Below are 15,826 nucleotides of genomic sequence, written 5' to 3'. Positions count from 1 at the left end.
GGCCCACGCCTCGTCAGCATCAGCGCTGTGCGATGTCACCTCCGCCCCGGTTCCACCACCCGCCTCCTAGCGCTTGAAATAGCGCAGCCGTGTCCGAGAGTCGGTTTGCGCGCGCCGCGATAGTGGCCTGCGTTGCTGCCTGATAGGCCTGCTCGGCGTTCAGCACGGCGAGGAGGTTGACTTGGCCGATTGCCCGCTGCTTGTCTGTGATGTTCAACGTCTTGCGTGCGGCCTGCTCGGATTTGAGCGCGGCTTTCAGCACGTCGGCGTCGGCATCCAGCGCGTGCAGGGTGTCGGCGACGTTCTGGAAAGCGGTGACCACGGTGCCACGGTACTGCGCCTCCGCTTGATCGACGCCCGCATCCGCCGCCCGCTTTTTCGCCAGCAGCGCCCCGCCGTCAAAGAACGTCTGTGCCACGTTGCCGACCAGGCTCCAAAAGACGTTCCCGTCACGGAACATCTGGCTGAAGATTTCGGCGGTGCCGCCTTTGGTCCCGGTAATCGTCAACTGCGGCAGCATATTGGCGATGGCCACACCTACCTGTGCAGTCGCGGCGTGCAGTTGTTCTTCGGCGGCACGCACGTCAGGGCGTTGTCGCACGAGATCCGACGGCAGCGACACCGGCAACTCCTTCGGCAGCGTGAAGTCCGCCAACGTGAAGGTCTCGGGGATGCCTTCGCTGGGTAGTTTGCCGGCCAGAGCGGCCAACAGATCGCGCTGCACCGCCAGTTGCTTTTGCAGATTGGGCAGCGCCTGCTCCGCTTGCGCCAGCGCCGTCTCGGCGGCTGCTACATCCAGCCCCATCACAGCGCCAAGTTGGAACTGCTTGTGCAGGTTGTCGAGCAACTGCGTATTGATATCGACAATGCGTTGCTGCGCCACGATCTGTGCGCGCAGCGAGGCTTCCTGCACGGCAGCCACCACGATGTTGGACGCCAGTGTGAGATAAGCCGCCTCCATCTGGAAATACTGCGCATCTTCGGTTGCCTTGAGCGATTCCACCTGGCGGCGATTCAGCCCGAAGACATCCGGTGCGTAGCTCACCGTGAGCTGCGCGGTGTGCAGGGTGTAGATCGGCGCACCGGAGGTGAGCGTGGGCGAAATCGTGCCCACGGCATTCTGTTGGCGGCTGGGCTGATAAGAGCCCTGCAGCATCGGGAAGAACGCTCCCTGTTGTGCCCGCGTCTGCTGCTGCGCCACGCGCAGGGCAGCCTGGGCGGCGGCAAGAGTCGGGCTGGCGGCAATTGCATTGGCGATTGTCTTGTTCAGCTTTTCCGACTGAAACGTCTTCCACCATTGGTCGGACACCGGCATCCCCGACACGAAGCGCTGCGCCTCTCCACCCTGCGTGGCGGCGGTCGACGTCTGGTGCGGCAGTGGCTGCGGCGTATAGCCGCTTACCTTGGGGGCTTCGGGTGTTTTGAAATCAGGTCCGACCGCGCAGGCGGTGGTCAACAGGCATGCCGCCGCCATGGTAGTCAGGCGTAGAAGAACGGAGGCGGAAGATGGCGTGCCAAGGGCAGTGTTGGCGGGCATGGAGGCACCCAGTCTGATCGAATGGCGGCGATTCTATGAGAGCGGCGAATCATTGCGAACTGTGATTCATCACAGTAGACCGATCCGTGGGTGAGCAGCATCATGCGGGCAAATTTCTATCGTCTGGGGTATTGCTGTGCAGGTCGATTACAAGTCCGCTGCCATTGGGGGCGCCGTTGCTGCGTTGGTCGTTGGTGGCCTGATGTGGGGAATCGGGAGCCAGAATCGCTCGGAAGCCGCGCTCGCTCCATCGTACACAGGCGCGCCCGTCGCTGTGCCTGCGTCGCCGTCGCGTGATGGCCAAGCCGTCACTTTGAGCCAGGGCCAATTGCAGTACATCAAGGTCGCACCTGTGGAGCTGCGTGCATTCGCCAGCCGGCGTGAAGCCGTGGGAAACGTTGATTTCAACGAGGACCACGCGGTGCAGGTCTTCACGTCATACCAGGGCAAGATCCGCAACACGTATGCCAAGGTGGGCGACACCGTTGCCAAGGGCAAGCCGCTGTTCGATATTGAGAGCCCCGATCTTGTGCAGGCGGAATCCACGCTGATCTCCACTGCAGGCACGCGCAAGCTGACGACCGATGCTCTGGCCCGTGCACGCCAGCTGTATGAGATTCAGGGCTTGGCGCAGAAGGATCTGGACCAAGCTGTCTCCGACCAGCAAGCCGCCGAGGCTGCCTACAAGGCCGCGCGTGAAGCCCTGGCCGTGTTTGGCAAGACACCCGCGCAGATGGACCAGATTGTCCAGACGCGCAAGACCGATTCGCTGCTGACAGTGGTCAGTCCGATCTCGGGTCAGGTGACTGCGCGCAGTGCCCAGCCGGGCTTGCTCTTGCAACCGGGAAACGGCACGGCGCCATTCACGGTGGCTGACGTGTCTACTATGTGGATGCAGGCCTTTGTGCCGGAAGCCGACGTGCCGCTTCTGCATGTTGGACAGCCGGTCAAGATTCACGTCATGGCATTCCCCGGACGGGTCTTCAACGGCAAGATCACCACCGTAGGCGCGTCGGTCGACGCCAACACGCACCGCATCCTGGTGCGCTCGGAAATCGACGACCCGAAGCACGAACTGCGCCCCGGCATGTTCACTTCCTTCGACATCACCACTGGCGCACCCATCCAATCTCCAGCATTGGCGATGGACGGCGTGGTGCGCGAAGGCGACGGCACCATGACCGCCTGGGTCACGACCGACCGCAAACGCTTTGCGCGGCGCGTGATCAAGCTCGGCCTTGAGCAGGACGGCTTCGTGCAGATCCTTGAGGGTCTGAACGCCGGCGAACTGGCCGCCAGCGAGGGGGCGTTGTACCTGAGCACGGCTGCTTCCGGCAGCGTCAATAGCGCTGACTGAAGGGGGTTCACCGTGCTCAAGGCGATTCTCAAGCTGTCGCTGCTGCGACGGCCGCTGATCCTGTTGTTCCTGCTGGCGTTCGTGGCGGCAGGGCTGTTCGCGTACTCCAAGCTGAATATCGAGGCGTACCCCAACCCTGCGCCCGTTATTCTCGAAATCACCGCACAAACGCCGGGCTTATCGGCCGAAGAGATGGAGCGGTACTACACGGTGCCAATGGAAATCGGCTTGGCCGCGACGCCTGGCGTGGAGAATATCCGCTCCACGTCGTTCTACGGTCTGTCGTTCGTGCGTGTGACCTTCAAGTACGGGATCGACTACTACTTTGCCTACACGCAGGCCGCGCTTGCCCTGCAGCAGAACGTCAGCCTGCCCAACAACGTGCAGCCGCAAATCCAGGCGTCCAGTCTGGTCGGCGAAGTGGTGCGCTATCAGTTGAAGGGGCCTCCTCACTTCGGCCTGACCAACCTGCGCACTTTGCAGGACTGGGTGCTGCAGCGCCGCCTGAAAACCGTACCCGGCGTAGCCCAGGTCGTCAGTTGGGGAGGCACGACCAAGGAGTACGACGTCGAGGTTGACCCAAAGAAACTGGAAGCCTATGGCGTAACGTTGCCGCAGATGATGACGGCGCTCGGTAACGCCAACATCAACGTCGGCGGGCGCACGATCAATTTTGGGCAGCAGTCCGTCAACATCCGCGGCGTGGGTCTCATCCAAGACGTGAAGGACATCGACAAGATCGTCCTCACGCAGACCAACGGGGTGCCCGTGCAGGTCAAGGATGTTGCGAAGACGAAGATCGGCTTCGCGCCCCGTCTGGGCATTGCCGGCCGTGACAACGAAAGCGACGTCGTCACCGCCATCGTGGTGATGAACCGCACCATGCAGACCAACGACGTGGTGGCGCGCGTCAAGGCCGAGCTGGACAAGATCAACACCGATGGCACGCTGCCGGCAGGCGTGAAGGTCGAGCGTTACTACGACCGCTCGGAGCTCGTCTCCGTCACCACGCACACGGTCATGCATGCGCTGCTGTTTGGCTGCCTGCTGGTGTTCTTCATCCAATGGATCTTTTTGGGCGATTTGCGCAGCGCCATCATTGTCAGCGCGAACATTCCTTTTGCGCTGTTCTTCAGCATCCTAATTCTCTTGCTGACCGGTGAATCCGCCAACCTGCTTTCAGTGGGCGCGGTGGACTTCGGGATCATCGTGGATTCCTCCGTCATCCTGGTCGAAAACATCTTTCGCAACTTCCAGATGCCGGCTGCGGAGCAGACGCGTCTGCTGATGAGTCGTGACGCGAAGATGCTCGGCTTCCGCGTGCCGGAGCGCTTGCGCATGATTTTCGTCAGTGCGCTGCAGGTGGATCGCGCGGTGTTCTTCTCCGCCTTGATCACCGTCGCGGCTTTCGTTCCGCTGTTCACCATGCAGGGGGTGGAAGGCCAGATCTTCGGCCCGATGGCACGTACCTATGGCTACGCGTTGGCAGGCGCACTGATCGCCACCTTCACGGTCACGCCGGCACTGTGCTCGTACCTGCTGCCCAAGAAGATTGAAGAGAAGGAAACCTGGCTCGTGCGCGCACTGCACAAGCTCTACCAGCCAGCGCTGAAGTGGTCCCTATCCAACCGGCGCATTGCCGTGACAATCGGAGCGATCGTGCTTGCGGCAACCGCCGCGCTCATGCCGCTGCTGGGCACGGAGTTCCTGCCCGCGCTTGAAGAAGGCAACCTGTGGATTCGGCTGACGATGCCGCAAACGGCGTCACTGGAATCGGGCGTGGTACCGGTCGCTAGGATGCGCCAGATTTTGCTCAAGCACCCCGAGGTGCGCACGGTGGTGTCGGCTCACGGACGCCCTGACGATGGCAGTGATGCCGCGGGCTTCTACAACGCTGAATTCTTCGTGCCGCTCAAACCGTTCGACCAATGGTCGGCCGGGATGACCAAGGAGAAGCTGATCGCGCAGATCCAAAAAGAATTCACCAGCGAGTTCACTGGGGTCGGGCTGAATTTCTCGCAGTACATTCAGGACAACGTGGAAGAGGGGTTGTCTGGCGTGAAGGGGGCCAACTCGGTCAAGATCATCGGCCCGGACTTGCAAGTGCTGGAACGGTTGGCCGACCAGGTGCAAAGCGAAATGAGCAAGGTCAAAGGGATCACAGACCTGGGCATCTTTCGTGTGCTGGGTCAACCGAACCTGAACGTGCGCATTAACCGGGAGGCGGCCGCGCGCTATGGGCTGAACACAGGGGACGTGAACACCGTGGTGCAGGCTGCCTTGTCGGGCTCGCAGGCCACCACCATCCTGGAAGGTGATCGGCAGTTTGCCCTGACGGTGCGGCTGGCCCCGGAGTACCGCGCCACTATCGATGCGGTGCGCAACATCCGCGTCGCCTACACAAACGCTAACGGCGGCAACTCATACATTCCGCTATCGGCCCTGGCTGATATCACGCTGGATACGGGTGCGTCGTACATCTATCACGAGAAGAATGCCCGCTATATTCCGGTCAAGTTCAGCGTGCGTGGGCGCGATCTGGGCGGCACGGTGGAAGAAGCACAGCAACGCATCGCCCAGCATGTCAAGCTGCCGCAGGGTTACCGCATTGAGTGGGCGGGTGAATTTGAAGAACTGGAGCAAGCCAAGCAGCGGCTGGCGGTCATGGTGCCGATCAGCATTCTGTTGATCCTGGTGCTGCTCTATGGGCTGTTCAATTCGCTGCGCGATAGTCTGATGGCGCTGGCCGGGATTCCATTTGCGATTACCGGTGGGGTGGCAGCGCTGTTCCTGACGGGGTTGGACTTCAGCGTCTCGGCGGCAATCGGCTTTGTCTCGTTGTTTGGGGTGTCCGTGATGGACGGTATTCTGATGATCACCTACTACAACGACCTGCGCCGAGAGCGCGGCCTCCAGCCCACTGAAGCCATGTTCCATGCGGCGCAACAGCGGATGCGGCCCATGCTGATGACCGCGCTGTCGGCATGTATCGGCTTGTTCCCGGCGGCTATTTCCACGGGCATCGGCAGCCAGGTGCAGCGGCCACTGGCCACCGTGGTCGTGGGCGGCATGCTTGTGGGCCCGTTGATGCTGCTGGTGATCGTGCCTGCGTTGCGGATGGTCTTCCTCGGCAAGGAGCCGCCGTCTGAAGACCCGCCCCTTGAGGAAGCGCCGGTCTGAGCGATGGCCGCCGCTTCGTGCGGCGGCGCTTACGGCTTAATGATCCCTGCACTGGATGCCCTGACCACGGCTTCTATGCGCGTGGCGACGCCCAGCTTTTCGCGCGCATTGTCCATATGGAAATCGACCGTTCGCTTGGAGAGCCCAAGAATCGTGGCGATCTCACCCGATGTCTTGCCGCGCGCAGACCATGCCAGCACCTCGGCCTCGCGCTCGCTCAGTTGTACGGGCGGATGCGCGGCATGCGTGCGCGGCCGTCTGGCGAGCCGGGTCTGCACGATGCTAATCAGGATTTCGAAATCGACCGGCTTGGTCACGTAGTCATCGGCCCCCAGGCGCCGCCCGCGCAGTTCGGAGTCGCGTTGCGCCATCGCCGTCAGAAAGACGAACGGAATCTCGGCATACCGTGGCGCGAGCGTGCGCAACTGCTCCAGCAACTCGAACCCTGTCATGCCCGGCATGCCCACGTCGCATAGCACAAGATCGGGGGCTTCGCGCAGGAGCATCGCCAGGCCGGACTCTCCGTCGTGCGCCGTGACGATGGTATAGCCATGTTCAGCCAACTCTTCGGCGATCAGTTCGGCGGTTTCAATATCGTCTTCAATGCAAAGAATCTTGGCGCTGACTGGCTTCATGGATGTTCCACCTGATGGTATGGTGACTGATGCTCCGCTCACGACGGGGCCAAGGAACACTGCGCAGGACACTACCTATGCACTCGCCAAAACCGGTCTCCGACGCGCCAGACGGGCGGCGCTTTGGAATCGCTTCTCCGTCGATCTTGCGCCCTATCCGGGTGCGGCTAACGCTGGTGTTCGTGGTCTTTTTACTGTTGGTGGTTGGCGTCGGCGCCTTCAGTATCGACCAATTGGCGAGTTTCCACAGCGTATCTGCGCAGATCAGCGGGCGCTGGCTTCAGAACAGCCGAATTCTAGGGGACCTGAACAACTACATCTCGGATTACCGCGCGGCCGAAGGCGATTTTCTGATCGCCTCATCACGCGCCGATCTGCGAGCTGCCGACGAACAGGTCGTCATGCTAGACAAGTTGATTGCCACGTCCCAGGCCCGCTACGACAAGATCGAGCACGATAGTGCCGAACACGAGCTCTACAGCCAGTTTGTCACCCAATGGAATACGTATCGTGAGCTCGCGAAACGACTGATGATTTCTGCCAAGGCAGGCGACGTAGCGGGCGGTACGCGGCTCTACCACACGGACTCCAAGCATGCATTCGACTTGGCCAACGATACACTGGGCGTGATGACCGAGCGCAGTGTCGCTGGCGCGGCAGCAGAAACCGAGCGTGAGGCACAGGCCTACCACGACGCGCGGCAACTCATCATTGGGGCGATCGTGGTGGCGGCATGCCTGGTCGTGCTGGCTGTGATCTACCTTGTCTACGCTGTGTCGCGGCCGATTGCTGCGTTGGTCGATCGCATGCACCACATTGCCAACAACGACACCCGGATCGACATCCCTGGCTTGGAGCGCCACGACGAGATTGGCGATATTGCGCAGGCCGTGGCGCGCTTTCGAGAAAACACAATCGAATTGGGACGCAGCAAGGATGCACTGATCGCCCAAGCCGCCGTATTGCAGGAGACGCTCGACAAGGAGCGTCGCATGGCCGAGCTGCAGCGCAATTTCGTCTCAATGGCTTCGCATGAATTCCGCACACCACTAGGCGTGATTGATGGTCAGGCCCAGCGGTTGATGCGCATGCGTGACGCTTTGCCGCCTGAGACGCTGGAAGAGCGCTGCGGGAAAATTCGCGCGGCGGTGCAGCGCATGACGCACCTCATGGATCACCTGCTCGACTCTTCGCACTGGTTAGATTCCACGACGCCCGCAGCGATGCGGCGCACCGATTTCCCGCTTGCGGCACTTTTGCACGAGGTTTGCGAGATGCACCGGGAAAGTACGCCAAGCGCACGGATCGACGAGTGCGTAGAGGCTGATGAGCCGAACACATTCTTCGGCGATGCCCGGCTTCTGTTCCAGGCCTTCAGCAATCTTGTCGGCAACGCCGTCAAGTACTCACCGCCAGGCGCACCGGTCAGTGTGCGTGTGCGCAGCGATGCCGACGGTGTGTCGGTGACGGTTGAAGACCGGGGCATGGGCATACCCGAACGCGATATCGAGCGTTTGTTCGAGCGCTACGTGCGTGGGGGCAACGTTGCGGGGACGGTCGGGGCAGGTGTAGGGCTTTATTTGGTGAAGCTGGTAGTGGAACTGCACCGAGGGACGATCACCGTGACCAGCGAAGAAGGCAAAGGCTCAACATTCAACGTGTTCTTACCCCGCCTGAAAAGCTAGCTTGTGCCGGGTGGGAGCTCGACTACGGGATCGACGTGGGTCATGACATTGAGTACATCACGTCTTTCCATGACGCGTCGCCTGGCTTCGAGCGCGATGTCGTGACCGACCTTCACGGTTGCGGTGCCTGCGATCTCGAGGTGTGCGTCCACCAGGATCATGTCGCCCATTTTGCGTGTCCGTACGTCATGAACGCCAAGCACGCCCGGCGTGCCGAGTATCACATCCCGAATCTCGGTCGCTGTCTCTTCATCGACAGCTCTGTCCATGAGATCGTGTAGTGCATTCGAGCCAAACTGCCAGCCCGTTCTCGATACCATTAACCCGACAACGAGTGCGGCCACTGGGTCGAGCAGATGGAATCCAAGCAAATTGCCGACGATGCCGAGCGCGACCACCAACGAGGAAGCCGCGTCGGAGCGAGCGTGCCAAGCGTTCGCTATCAGCATGCTGGAGCGCGCGCGCTCCGCGATGGCCAGCATGTACCGGAACAACAGTTCTTTGCTCACCAGGGCGCCAAGTGCGACCCACAAACCGATCAACTTTACATGTGAGATCGACTCCGGATGCTCAAGCTTGGTCACCGAGCTCCAAAGCATCCCGATGCCGACGGCGAGTAGCAGCAAGCCCAATACCAGGGACGCCGCTGTCTCGAATCGAAGGTGACCATAGTGATGTTCCGCGTCCGGTTCCTTCTGGCTATGGTGTCCAGCGAAGAGAACAACGAAATCCGAAACCAGGTCGGAAAGCGAGTGAATCGCGTCGGCTATCAACGCCTGTGAATGGGCAAGAACGCCAGCAATCAGCTGCGCAGCTGTTAGGGTCAAATTGACACCCACGCTCACGAGCGTGCTGCGTTTCGCCGCGCGCCTCATGGCGGGCGTCTCGCTGTCGAGATCGATCTCGGTTGGCTGTTGCATGGTTTTGTTCGTCCGATGTTCGAGGACAGGTCACCTTGAGGGCGCGTGCCCGAATTTGTCCGCGATCATAGGGGCAGAACTGGCCATTTTGGTAATAACCGGGAGCTGCAGAAAAGAATCCGCATGAGAGGCGTTCTCATTCTGCGCATCTCCTCTGAGGGCCCATTCCCTGCCTCATTTATGGGGCATATGAGCCAAGATTGCTCCGTTTTTTAACGCATGTGTCTTTGCAATCGGTCACGGTGTCGACCACCGGACTGTGTTGGCGAGCAGGCAGCTCGCGCCTGCAATGGTCCGATCGCCATGTGTGCACTACATAAGTGTTCCGAGCCGACCTAGACTGGAAGACGCTCACGACGCTGAGCCCCCTCGCGATGGAGGGTCGACAAGTCTTGGTGGGGAAAGCAAGAATCCACGGATGTGTGATTTGTGGAGCGCTTTATGCCGGTGCGCCGGATCCCTAAGAATTTCCTCTTTGTCACGGGACGACACGCCTCTCCGCAGGCGGACGAGGTGGTTGAGTTCGAGTCGATCTTGGAGAAGGAGTACATGCTCCTGCTGGACTCGGATCCTTACCTCGAATCGTACGACGTCCAGCCTGTCGAAATTCCACTGTCCCGTGGCCGAATTTATGTCCCGGACCTGCTGGTGACATATCGTCCCACGCCTTCCGGAAATCTCCGACCACCTGAGCTGGTAGAGATCAAAACGCAAGAGCATCTGGATCGGTACGCTGACAAATACCGAGAGAAGTTCGCCGCGGCAGTGGTGTTTGCTGAAGAGCGAGGCTGGATCTTCGTTACCCGAACAGAGCTGGATGTCAGGACGCCTCTTATCCAGAACCTGAAATATCTGCATCGATACCGCCATACGCCGGCAGATCCGGTGGCAGTTGATCATCTACTTGAGGCGATGCGTCAAGAGGGGAGTCCGATGACGCCGGCAGCATTGCTCGGCTGTCTGACAGACAACTTGGAGACGCGTGCAACGTGGATTCCCGTGCTTTGGCATCTTGTGGCCCATGGCGCAATTCAAGCGGATCTGCAGGTTCCGCTGTCGGAAAGCACGCCACTATCTCTACCGAGCTAGGTCATGACGGGCAATTCACGAGCAAAGATGCCGACTCTTCTACACGTTAGGAAGGGCAGCACCGTCACTCATGACGGGCGCGAATATATAGTTCTCCGCCATGCCGATTTGAACAAGGTTCTCGCGCGTGAGAAGGCGTCGGATGAACTTGTTGTGCTGAAGCTGGGTTCACTTGAGGCCCCGTTCAGGAGCAGTGGCGATCCAGCAGAAGGCAATGATCAAGTTGATCTGGAAGACGTATCCAGCGAAGAATGGGAGGTTGCACAAATGCGTTTGGAAGCGATTGGCCCGCTGCTGGACAATCGGCAAAATCGTGCAAAAGCTGACTACGCTGCTGCAGCCATCAAAGCAGGTGTAGGCGTTCGAACGATCTACAACTGGCTGAGCGCATATTCAGCTTCTGAATTGTTGTCTTCGTTGCTACCGACGCGCAAGAACGGTGGCCGAGGGCGCAGTCGGCTCTCGCCAGAGGTGAAGTTAATCCTGGATAACTATGTTCGGGAGCACCATCTAACCAAGCAAAAGCCATCAGTCGCCAAGGCCGCTCGCGAAATACGCCGCCTTTGCTACGACGCAGGCATCGAGCCTCTTCCTGCAGCGTCGACTGTATATCGGCATCTCAGTTGGTTGAATGAGCAAGAGTCGCTTAAACACCGAGAAGGTAGGCGAGCTGCTGAACAGCGATTCCATGTGAACAAGGGATCCATCCCGGATGCAGGCTGGCCGCTTGCGCTGGTTCAAGTCGATCACACCTTACTGCCCGTCATCATTGTCGATGACAAGCATCGAAAATCCATCGGCCGTGCTTGGATCACCTTGGCGATCGATGTATTCAGTCGCGTTTGCCTCGGCATGTACCTAACTTTTGATGCCCCGTCCGCGATGTCCGCCGGCATGTGCATCTCGCATGCCATTCTGACAAAAGATGCTTGGATGGCTCGGATGGGGTGTGGGGACGTTGAGTGGCCGTTCTATGGGGTCATGGATGTGCTTCATCTGGACAACGCACGCGAATTCAGGGGCAAGATGCTGGCGCTCGCCGCAAGGGAGTACCACATCGATATTCATCTGCGACCGGTCAAGCAGCCGCGCTATGGCGGGCACATCGAACGGCTCATGGGCACGGTGTCGGAAGAGTTGAAGGGGCTGAAAGGCGCAACCTTCGCGAACCCGCGGCAGAAAGGGGAATACGACGCCGAGGGTAACGCTTGCATGACGTTCGATGAGCTGGAAAAGTGGCTTGTCCTCATGTTCGCGCGGTACCACCGCGCCGTGCACTCGGGTATCGGCACAACACCATTGACCAAGTGGCGTGAAGGCATTCTTGGAACACGGGAAAAGATCGGCCGCGGATTGCCACCGATACGCACCGATGCAGAGAAAGTCCGCATCGATTTCATGCCGTACGTGGACCGGACGATCCAAGACTACGGGGTCGCCATTGACGGAATTCACTACTTCCATGACATCTTGCGCCCGTGGGTGAACGCTCGCGACACAAAGAATTCAAGGCAGACCAGACAGTTCCGATTTCGCTACGATCCGAGCGATATGAGCGTCCTGTACTTTTTCGATCCCGACGTCAAACGTTATTTCCCGATTCCCTATCGAGACATGAGTCTCCCAGCGGCGAGTATTTGGGAGATTCGCGCGGCCAAGAAGATGGCACGAGATACGGGCATGGAGAAGTACCGCGAGCGTGACCTTTTCGCGCTGATCGCGCGACAGCGTGAGATTGAAGCGTCTGCTGCTACCAAGACGAAGGCGGCGCGTCGTGCCGAGCAGCAGCGTAAGCAGCAGGCCAAAGCTCGGGCGCAAAAGCCTCAAGACTTGCCGCAAGTTTCGAAGCTTGAGCCGACCAGACTTGCACCGGCGATACGAGGGTATGACCCTGACGAAATCCAACCGCTGAGCGACGATGAATAGCACGACAGCCGAGTACAGTCATCTCAGCCCGAAGGCGCAGGAACAGCTGACCCTACCAGACAAGGATCGGATTCGCCTGATCCAGGCTGGCACGTGGCTCCCACTCGATCATGCAAAGACGACGCTTCAGAAGTTGGAGGACTTGCTCGACTACCCAAAGGTAACGCGGATGCCGAGCTATCTCATCGTAGGTCCTTCATACAGCGGAAAGACTTCCATTCTTGAGCGTTTTCGCGATCAACACCTTCCCGATTTGGATCCTGAGCAGGAGGTCACGCGGTGCCCGGTGGTGATGGTCGATGCGCCGCCCAAGCCTGATCTGTCCGACTTCTACAGCCGGATCATGGATAGTCTGATGGCGCCGTACAAGCCGACGGCTCCGGTCTATGAAAAGTACTCGCAGGTCAAGCGTCTCTTTGGCGAGATGGATGTGCGCATCCTCATCATCGATGAGATCCACCATCTCATCGCCGGTGGCCTTACCAAGCAACGCGAGTTTCGCAATGCCCTCAAAAGCCTGAGCAATGAAGCAAAGATCAGCATCGTCGCCTCGGGGATTGAAGAGGCGTACAACGCGTTCAACGCTGATCCGCAGATGTCGAGTCGATTCGTACCGATTGAGATGCCTAGTTGGATACCAGGCAGGCAGTTGGGAACGTTGCTGAAGACCTTGGAGCACCGGACGCCGTTGCGCCAACCGTCAGGGCTCCATCGTGCGGAGATGATGCAAGCGATCTACATGAAGAGCGAGTCCACCCTTGGTGACATCTTCGACCTCGTGAAGACTGCTGCAGTGGACGCCATTCGGTCCGGGAAGGAGGCGATCACCGAACTGCAGCTCACCGAGTTGGACTGGGTCCCACCCTCCAAGCGCAGGACGTACACACGACGGCTATGAAAACGTGGGCATGTGCAAAGACGCCGCTTTGGCCAGTTCGGTACAAGCCCATACCAGGTGAGCTTCTGTCGAGCTGGATCGTGCGATTGGCCCATGGCCATGGAATGAGTGTGATGCCGTTCTGCAATCTGGCACTCGGCCCTGCGGCTCGGGTGCTAACGGTGGATATCGACCGACACGGCCCCGAGTCGCTATTGACATCACTGGCATTCCACACAGGAACCCATCTGGAGGTAGTTCGTCAGGCCACGCTGCGGGCCTATGAGCGAATCCTGTACCCACAGTTTCACATGGGAGGATCCCTCCGGTGGGTGATCTCTATCAATCTGCCGCGAAACTCCCGGTTCGGTCCGGGCCTTCAGTTCTGCCCTTACTGTCTGAAGAGCGACCCGATACCGTACTTCCGCCTCTGCTGGCGAGTTGCACTTCAAACCTTCTGCGAGCGACACCAATGTCTACTGCTTGATCGATGCCCAAGCTGCGGCGCTTGCTTGTTCATCCAGCGGGTAGACGCGAACTGGTGTCATGCGGAAATCGATGGCATTTGCCATTGCCACAACTGCGACTACGACCTCCGATTGGCGGAGGCGCCCGTTATAGACGATCGAGGGAGTGGTCTATTTCCTGAGTTGCAGCAGTTGACGCGCGAGCTTTCTGTTTTGAACACAGTGCGTCAGCGTGACCTGTTGGAGCGTCTGCACGCTATCGCAGTGACTGTGTTGTCATGCAAGGTCAAGCCTCGGCTCTGCAATTGCCTAGCCTGCAGCTTCGGCTACTCCGACTTGGAGATTGAACAGCCAAGAAAGCCGGCACTGGAGCTGCAACCTGTACTAACTCGCCACGCAGTGCTGTTGTGGTCGCTTTGGCTGCTTCAGCACGATACCGAGGCGCAGGGCGTACCGGTCAAGCCGATTGCTCCACTACATCACCAATTCGTCAAGGACATCCTGAACCAGTACCGGCGCGACGCGGGTTCGCCCGCGCGTCTTGATTCGCCAGTCGGGGCATCAGCAGACGGGCGCGCCTCATCATCGAAGGTACGCGATGGCCGCGTGGTTGAGTTGCATTGAGATCCAGGAGCGCAGCTCGTCGGGAGCGTTTGCCAGTGTGTGCTCCAAAGCCACTACGTGATAGTCGGTGCCGTTTTGGACGGAGATGAATGCTCCCGTCGCTGCCTGAATTGCACGCTGTATCGCTTCGTCACTCTTGTCTGCCAATGGGATGGCAAACGATATGGGTGGGCTGGCTTCGAGAACCATGAGCAACGTGGATGCCTCCTTTGAGGAAACTGCGAAGGCGGCCACGCGCTTCAGGCGGTGCATGTCCTGCGGAACCAGCAGGTACTCGTCCAGTACTCCGTCCTCATCCGCGATCAGCGGTACTGGAACGGACCACCCGTCGTCGCGACTCGCTGTCAGAACTCTAACTGAAGCGTCGTCCAGTGTGCATAGGGCCTTGACGGCGTGTTCCAGGAATGCGGGTGGGTCTGGAACCTCTTTGTCGCCTTCGACGATCAGCGCTTCGCGGATGCGCTTCGTGGAGCCGGGTTCGCCGATCGCGTGCTCACTGATCGGGTCACCGGACGAGGCGTTGGCACGAGGCGTTTTCCCGGCAATGGTTCTGTCTGCGAAGACCCACTTGTTCTCCAGGTCGACAAATCGTCGATTGCCACGCATGGGCATCGTAGCTGAAGCAAGCTGCGATGAGGGGTCGTGTTCCTCCAGGCTGATCTTGGAAGGTTCCTTGGTTTTCCGGGCTGTTGGCGCGGCTTCCTGTGGTGGGGTATCGGGCGCCATGCCGCTGCTGCGAGCTTTCTTTGCGCCCGTCACGCGGAATTGCAATGATTTGAAAGGAAACGGGTGAGAGCAACTCAGGAGTTGGTAGACGAGGAACGTCCCTTTTGGATCATTGCCTCGCGACAGCCACTTCCCAGCGGCCCGCAGTGTTGTCGTTCCTTCGAACGGAAACAGGGTCTGCGGGTAGATATCCTGGCGCGCCTGCGCGGCACTGACACAGGAGGTACTGATCATCGCGGCCGCACGCCAGGCGAGTCGGCTTCCGGCGATTCGGGCGATGTCCTCGGCGCTTGCACGCGGAATGCGGTCGGCAAGCTGCAGCGTCATCCGGTTGCGCCGATCGATTGTTATGCCTGTGTAGAGATTCTCCCTCTGGAGTGGGGGCACGAACAGTCGGTTGAGGAGTTCGCTGGACGAGCCAAAGTAGAAGCGGATTAACTCCATGCACGGTACGACGAGGAGCTTTCCATTTGGTAGCGCGACCCGGACGCAATAGGAGTGCGTGTTTTCGCGATGTCCCGCATGCTCGTGGAGCGGCAGCATGAAACAGCCTTCGTCGAAGCTCGATCCGGCTTTTACGAGATCGCAGGTGTCTCGGCTGATCGCCAGGTCTTCGCAGAGCAACTCTTCGTCAGCCGCACGGGATTCCAAGCCTTGCTCGCGCCACAGGTCACCGATGCGCAAGAGCATTGTGGTTCCGACTGAGACCCAGCATCGGGTTGTTTGCCTTTCCGCTTTGTGAAGCGATAGGAGCGATAAGCGACCGGCACCATCAGGGGCGTTGGCCTTGGAAAGCGAGACCA

At 59.6% G+C, this 15,826-nt stretch carries 11 protein-coding genes and 1 pseudogene; 8 read left to right on the top strand and 4 right to left on the bottom strand.

Annotated elements, in window-relative coordinates:
* Nucleotides 1–19: 19 nt before the first annotated feature.
* Entirely contained in the window at nt 20–1,537 is a 1,518-nt protein-coding gene (locus DOD19_RS27030) for an efflux transporter outer membrane subunit (protein ID WP_112189092.1), read from the bottom strand.
* Between the two features lie 136 nt (nt 1,538–1,673).
* Here DOD19_RS27030 and DOD19_RS27025 point away from each other — a divergent pair, with 136 nt between their 5' ends.
* The gene (locus DOD19_RS27025) at nt 1,674–2,894 is read left to right on the top strand and encodes an efflux RND transporter periplasmic adaptor subunit (protein WP_112189090.1); all 1,221 of its coding nucleotides are present in this window, start codon (nt 1,674–1,676) and stop codon (nt 2,892–2,894) included.
* Nucleotides 2,895–2,906: 12 nt separating this feature from the next.
* The gene (locus DOD19_RS27020; RefSeq protein ID WP_112189088.1) at nt 2,907–6,074 is read left to right on the top strand and encodes a CusA/CzcA family heavy metal efflux RND transporter; all 3,168 of its coding nucleotides are present in this window, start codon (nt 2,907–2,909) and stop codon (nt 6,072–6,074) included.
* Between the two features lie 29 nt (nt 6,075–6,103).
* Here DOD19_RS27020 and DOD19_RS27015 read toward each other — a convergent pair whose 3' ends face one another.
* A complete protein-coding gene (locus DOD19_RS27015) occupies nt 6,104–6,709 on the bottom strand; it encodes a response regulator transcription factor (protein ID WP_004637002.1) in 606 nt (201 codons plus the stop codon).
* A 77-nt stretch (nt 6,710–6,786) separates the two neighbouring features.
* On the opposite strand from DOD19_RS27015, the gene DOD19_RS27010 reads away from it, so the two are divergent.
* Nucleotides 6,787–8,394 carry an ATP-binding protein gene (locus DOD19_RS27010; protein WP_112189086.1) on the top strand — a complete coding sequence of 536 codons (1,608 nt, stop codon included), beginning with the start codon at nt 6,787–6,789 and terminating at the stop codon, nt 8,392–8,394.
* Here the strand turns inward: DOD19_RS27010 and DOD19_RS27005 are convergent.
* Nucleotides 8,391–9,314: a cation diffusion facilitator family transporter gene (locus tag DOD19_RS27005; RefSeq protein ID WP_004637006.1), complete on the bottom strand. Its 924-nt coding sequence runs from the start codon at nt 9,312–9,314 to the stop codon at nt 8,391–8,393. The two genes, DOD19_RS27010 and DOD19_RS27005, sit on opposite strands and share 4 nt — an antisense overlap.
* Nucleotides 9,315–9,755: 441 nt before the next feature.
* On the opposite strand from DOD19_RS27005, the gene DOD19_RS27000 reads away from it, so the two are divergent.
* The 5 genes and pseudogenes from DOD19_RS27000 to DOD19_RS28090 all read left to right on the top strand — a co-directional run bounded on the left by DOD19_RS27000 (nt 9,756) and on the right by DOD19_RS28090 (nt 14,297).
* Complete coding sequence (locus DOD19_RS27000) at nt 9,756–10,403, top strand: TnsA endonuclease N-terminal domain-containing protein (protein ID WP_112189084.1); 648 nt, start codon at nt 9,756–9,758, stop codon at nt 10,401–10,403.
* Between the two features lie 3 nt (nt 10,404–10,406).
* On the top strand, nt 10,407–12,329 hold the full coding sequence (locus tag DOD19_RS26995) for a Mu transposase C-terminal domain-containing protein (RefSeq protein WP_112189082.1): 1,923 nt from the start codon (nt 10,407–10,409) through the stop codon (nt 12,327–12,329).
* A complete protein-coding gene (locus DOD19_RS26990) occupies nt 12,322–13,227 on the top strand; it encodes a TniB family NTP-binding protein (protein WP_112189080.1) in 906 nt (301 codons plus the stop codon). The genes DOD19_RS26995 and DOD19_RS26990 overlap by 8 nt, the downstream gene beginning before the upstream one ends.
* Nucleotides 13,224–13,676: pseudogene (locus DOD19_RS28095) on the top strand (TniQ family protein); the annotation flags it as partial. The gene DOD19_RS26990 and the pseudogene DOD19_RS28095, both read left to right, overlap by 4 nt.
* A gap of 42 nt (nt 13,677–13,718) precedes the next feature.
* Complete coding sequence (locus tag DOD19_RS28090; protein WP_239498123.1) at nt 13,719–14,297, top strand: hypothetical protein; 579 nt, start codon at nt 13,719–13,721, stop codon at nt 14,295–14,297.
* Here DOD19_RS28090 and DOD19_RS26980 read toward each other — a convergent pair.
* Nucleotides 14,256–15,713 (bottom strand): hypothetical protein, encoded by a 1,458-nt coding sequence (locus DOD19_RS26980; RefSeq protein ID WP_239498122.1) that lies wholly within the window; start codon nt 15,711–15,713, stop codon nt 14,256–14,258. The genes DOD19_RS28090 and DOD19_RS26980 overlap by 42 nt on opposite strands.
* Nucleotides 15,714–15,826 lie beyond the last annotated feature (113 nt).

Source organism: Ralstonia sp. GX3-BWBA, from assembly GCF_003290055.1.
Lineage (GTDB): Bacteria > Pseudomonadota > Gammaproteobacteria > Burkholderiales > Burkholderiaceae > Ralstonia > Ralstonia holmesii.
This window is presented reverse-complemented; position numbering and strand designations above follow the sequence as displayed.

Bases quoted from the DNA above. Each gene is read 5' to 3' on its own strand.
- DOD19_RS27030 (WP_112189092.1), bottom strand. From the start codon at position 1,537: ATGCCCGCCAACACTGCCCTTGGCACGCCATCTTCCGCCTCCGTTCTT.
- DOD19_RS27015 (WP_004637002.1), bottom strand. From the start codon at position 6,709: ATGAAGCCAGTCAGCGCCAAGATTCTTTGCATTGAAGACGATATTGAA.
- DOD19_RS27010 (WP_112189086.1), top strand. From the start codon at position 6,787: ATGCACTCGCCAAAACCGGTCTCCGACGCGCCAGACGGGCGGCGCTTT.
- DOD19_RS27005 (WP_004637006.1), bottom strand. From the start codon at position 9,314: ATGCAACAGCCAACCGAGATCGATCTCGACAGCGAGACGCCCGCCATG.
- DOD19_RS27000 (WP_112189084.1), top strand. From the start codon at position 9,756: ATGCCGGTGCGCCGGATCCCTAAGAATTTCCTCTTTGTCACGGGACGA.
- DOD19_RS26995 (WP_112189082.1), top strand. From the start codon at position 10,407: ATGACGGGCAATTCACGAGCAAAGATGCCGACTCTTCTACACGTTAGG.
- DOD19_RS26990 (WP_112189080.1), top strand. From the start codon at position 12,322: ATGAATAGCACGACAGCCGAGTACAGTCATCTCAGCCCGAAGGCGCAG.
- DOD19_RS26980 (WP_239498122.1), bottom strand. From the start codon at position 15,713: ATGCTCTTGCGCATCGGTGACCTGTGGCGCGAGCAAGGCTTGGAATCC.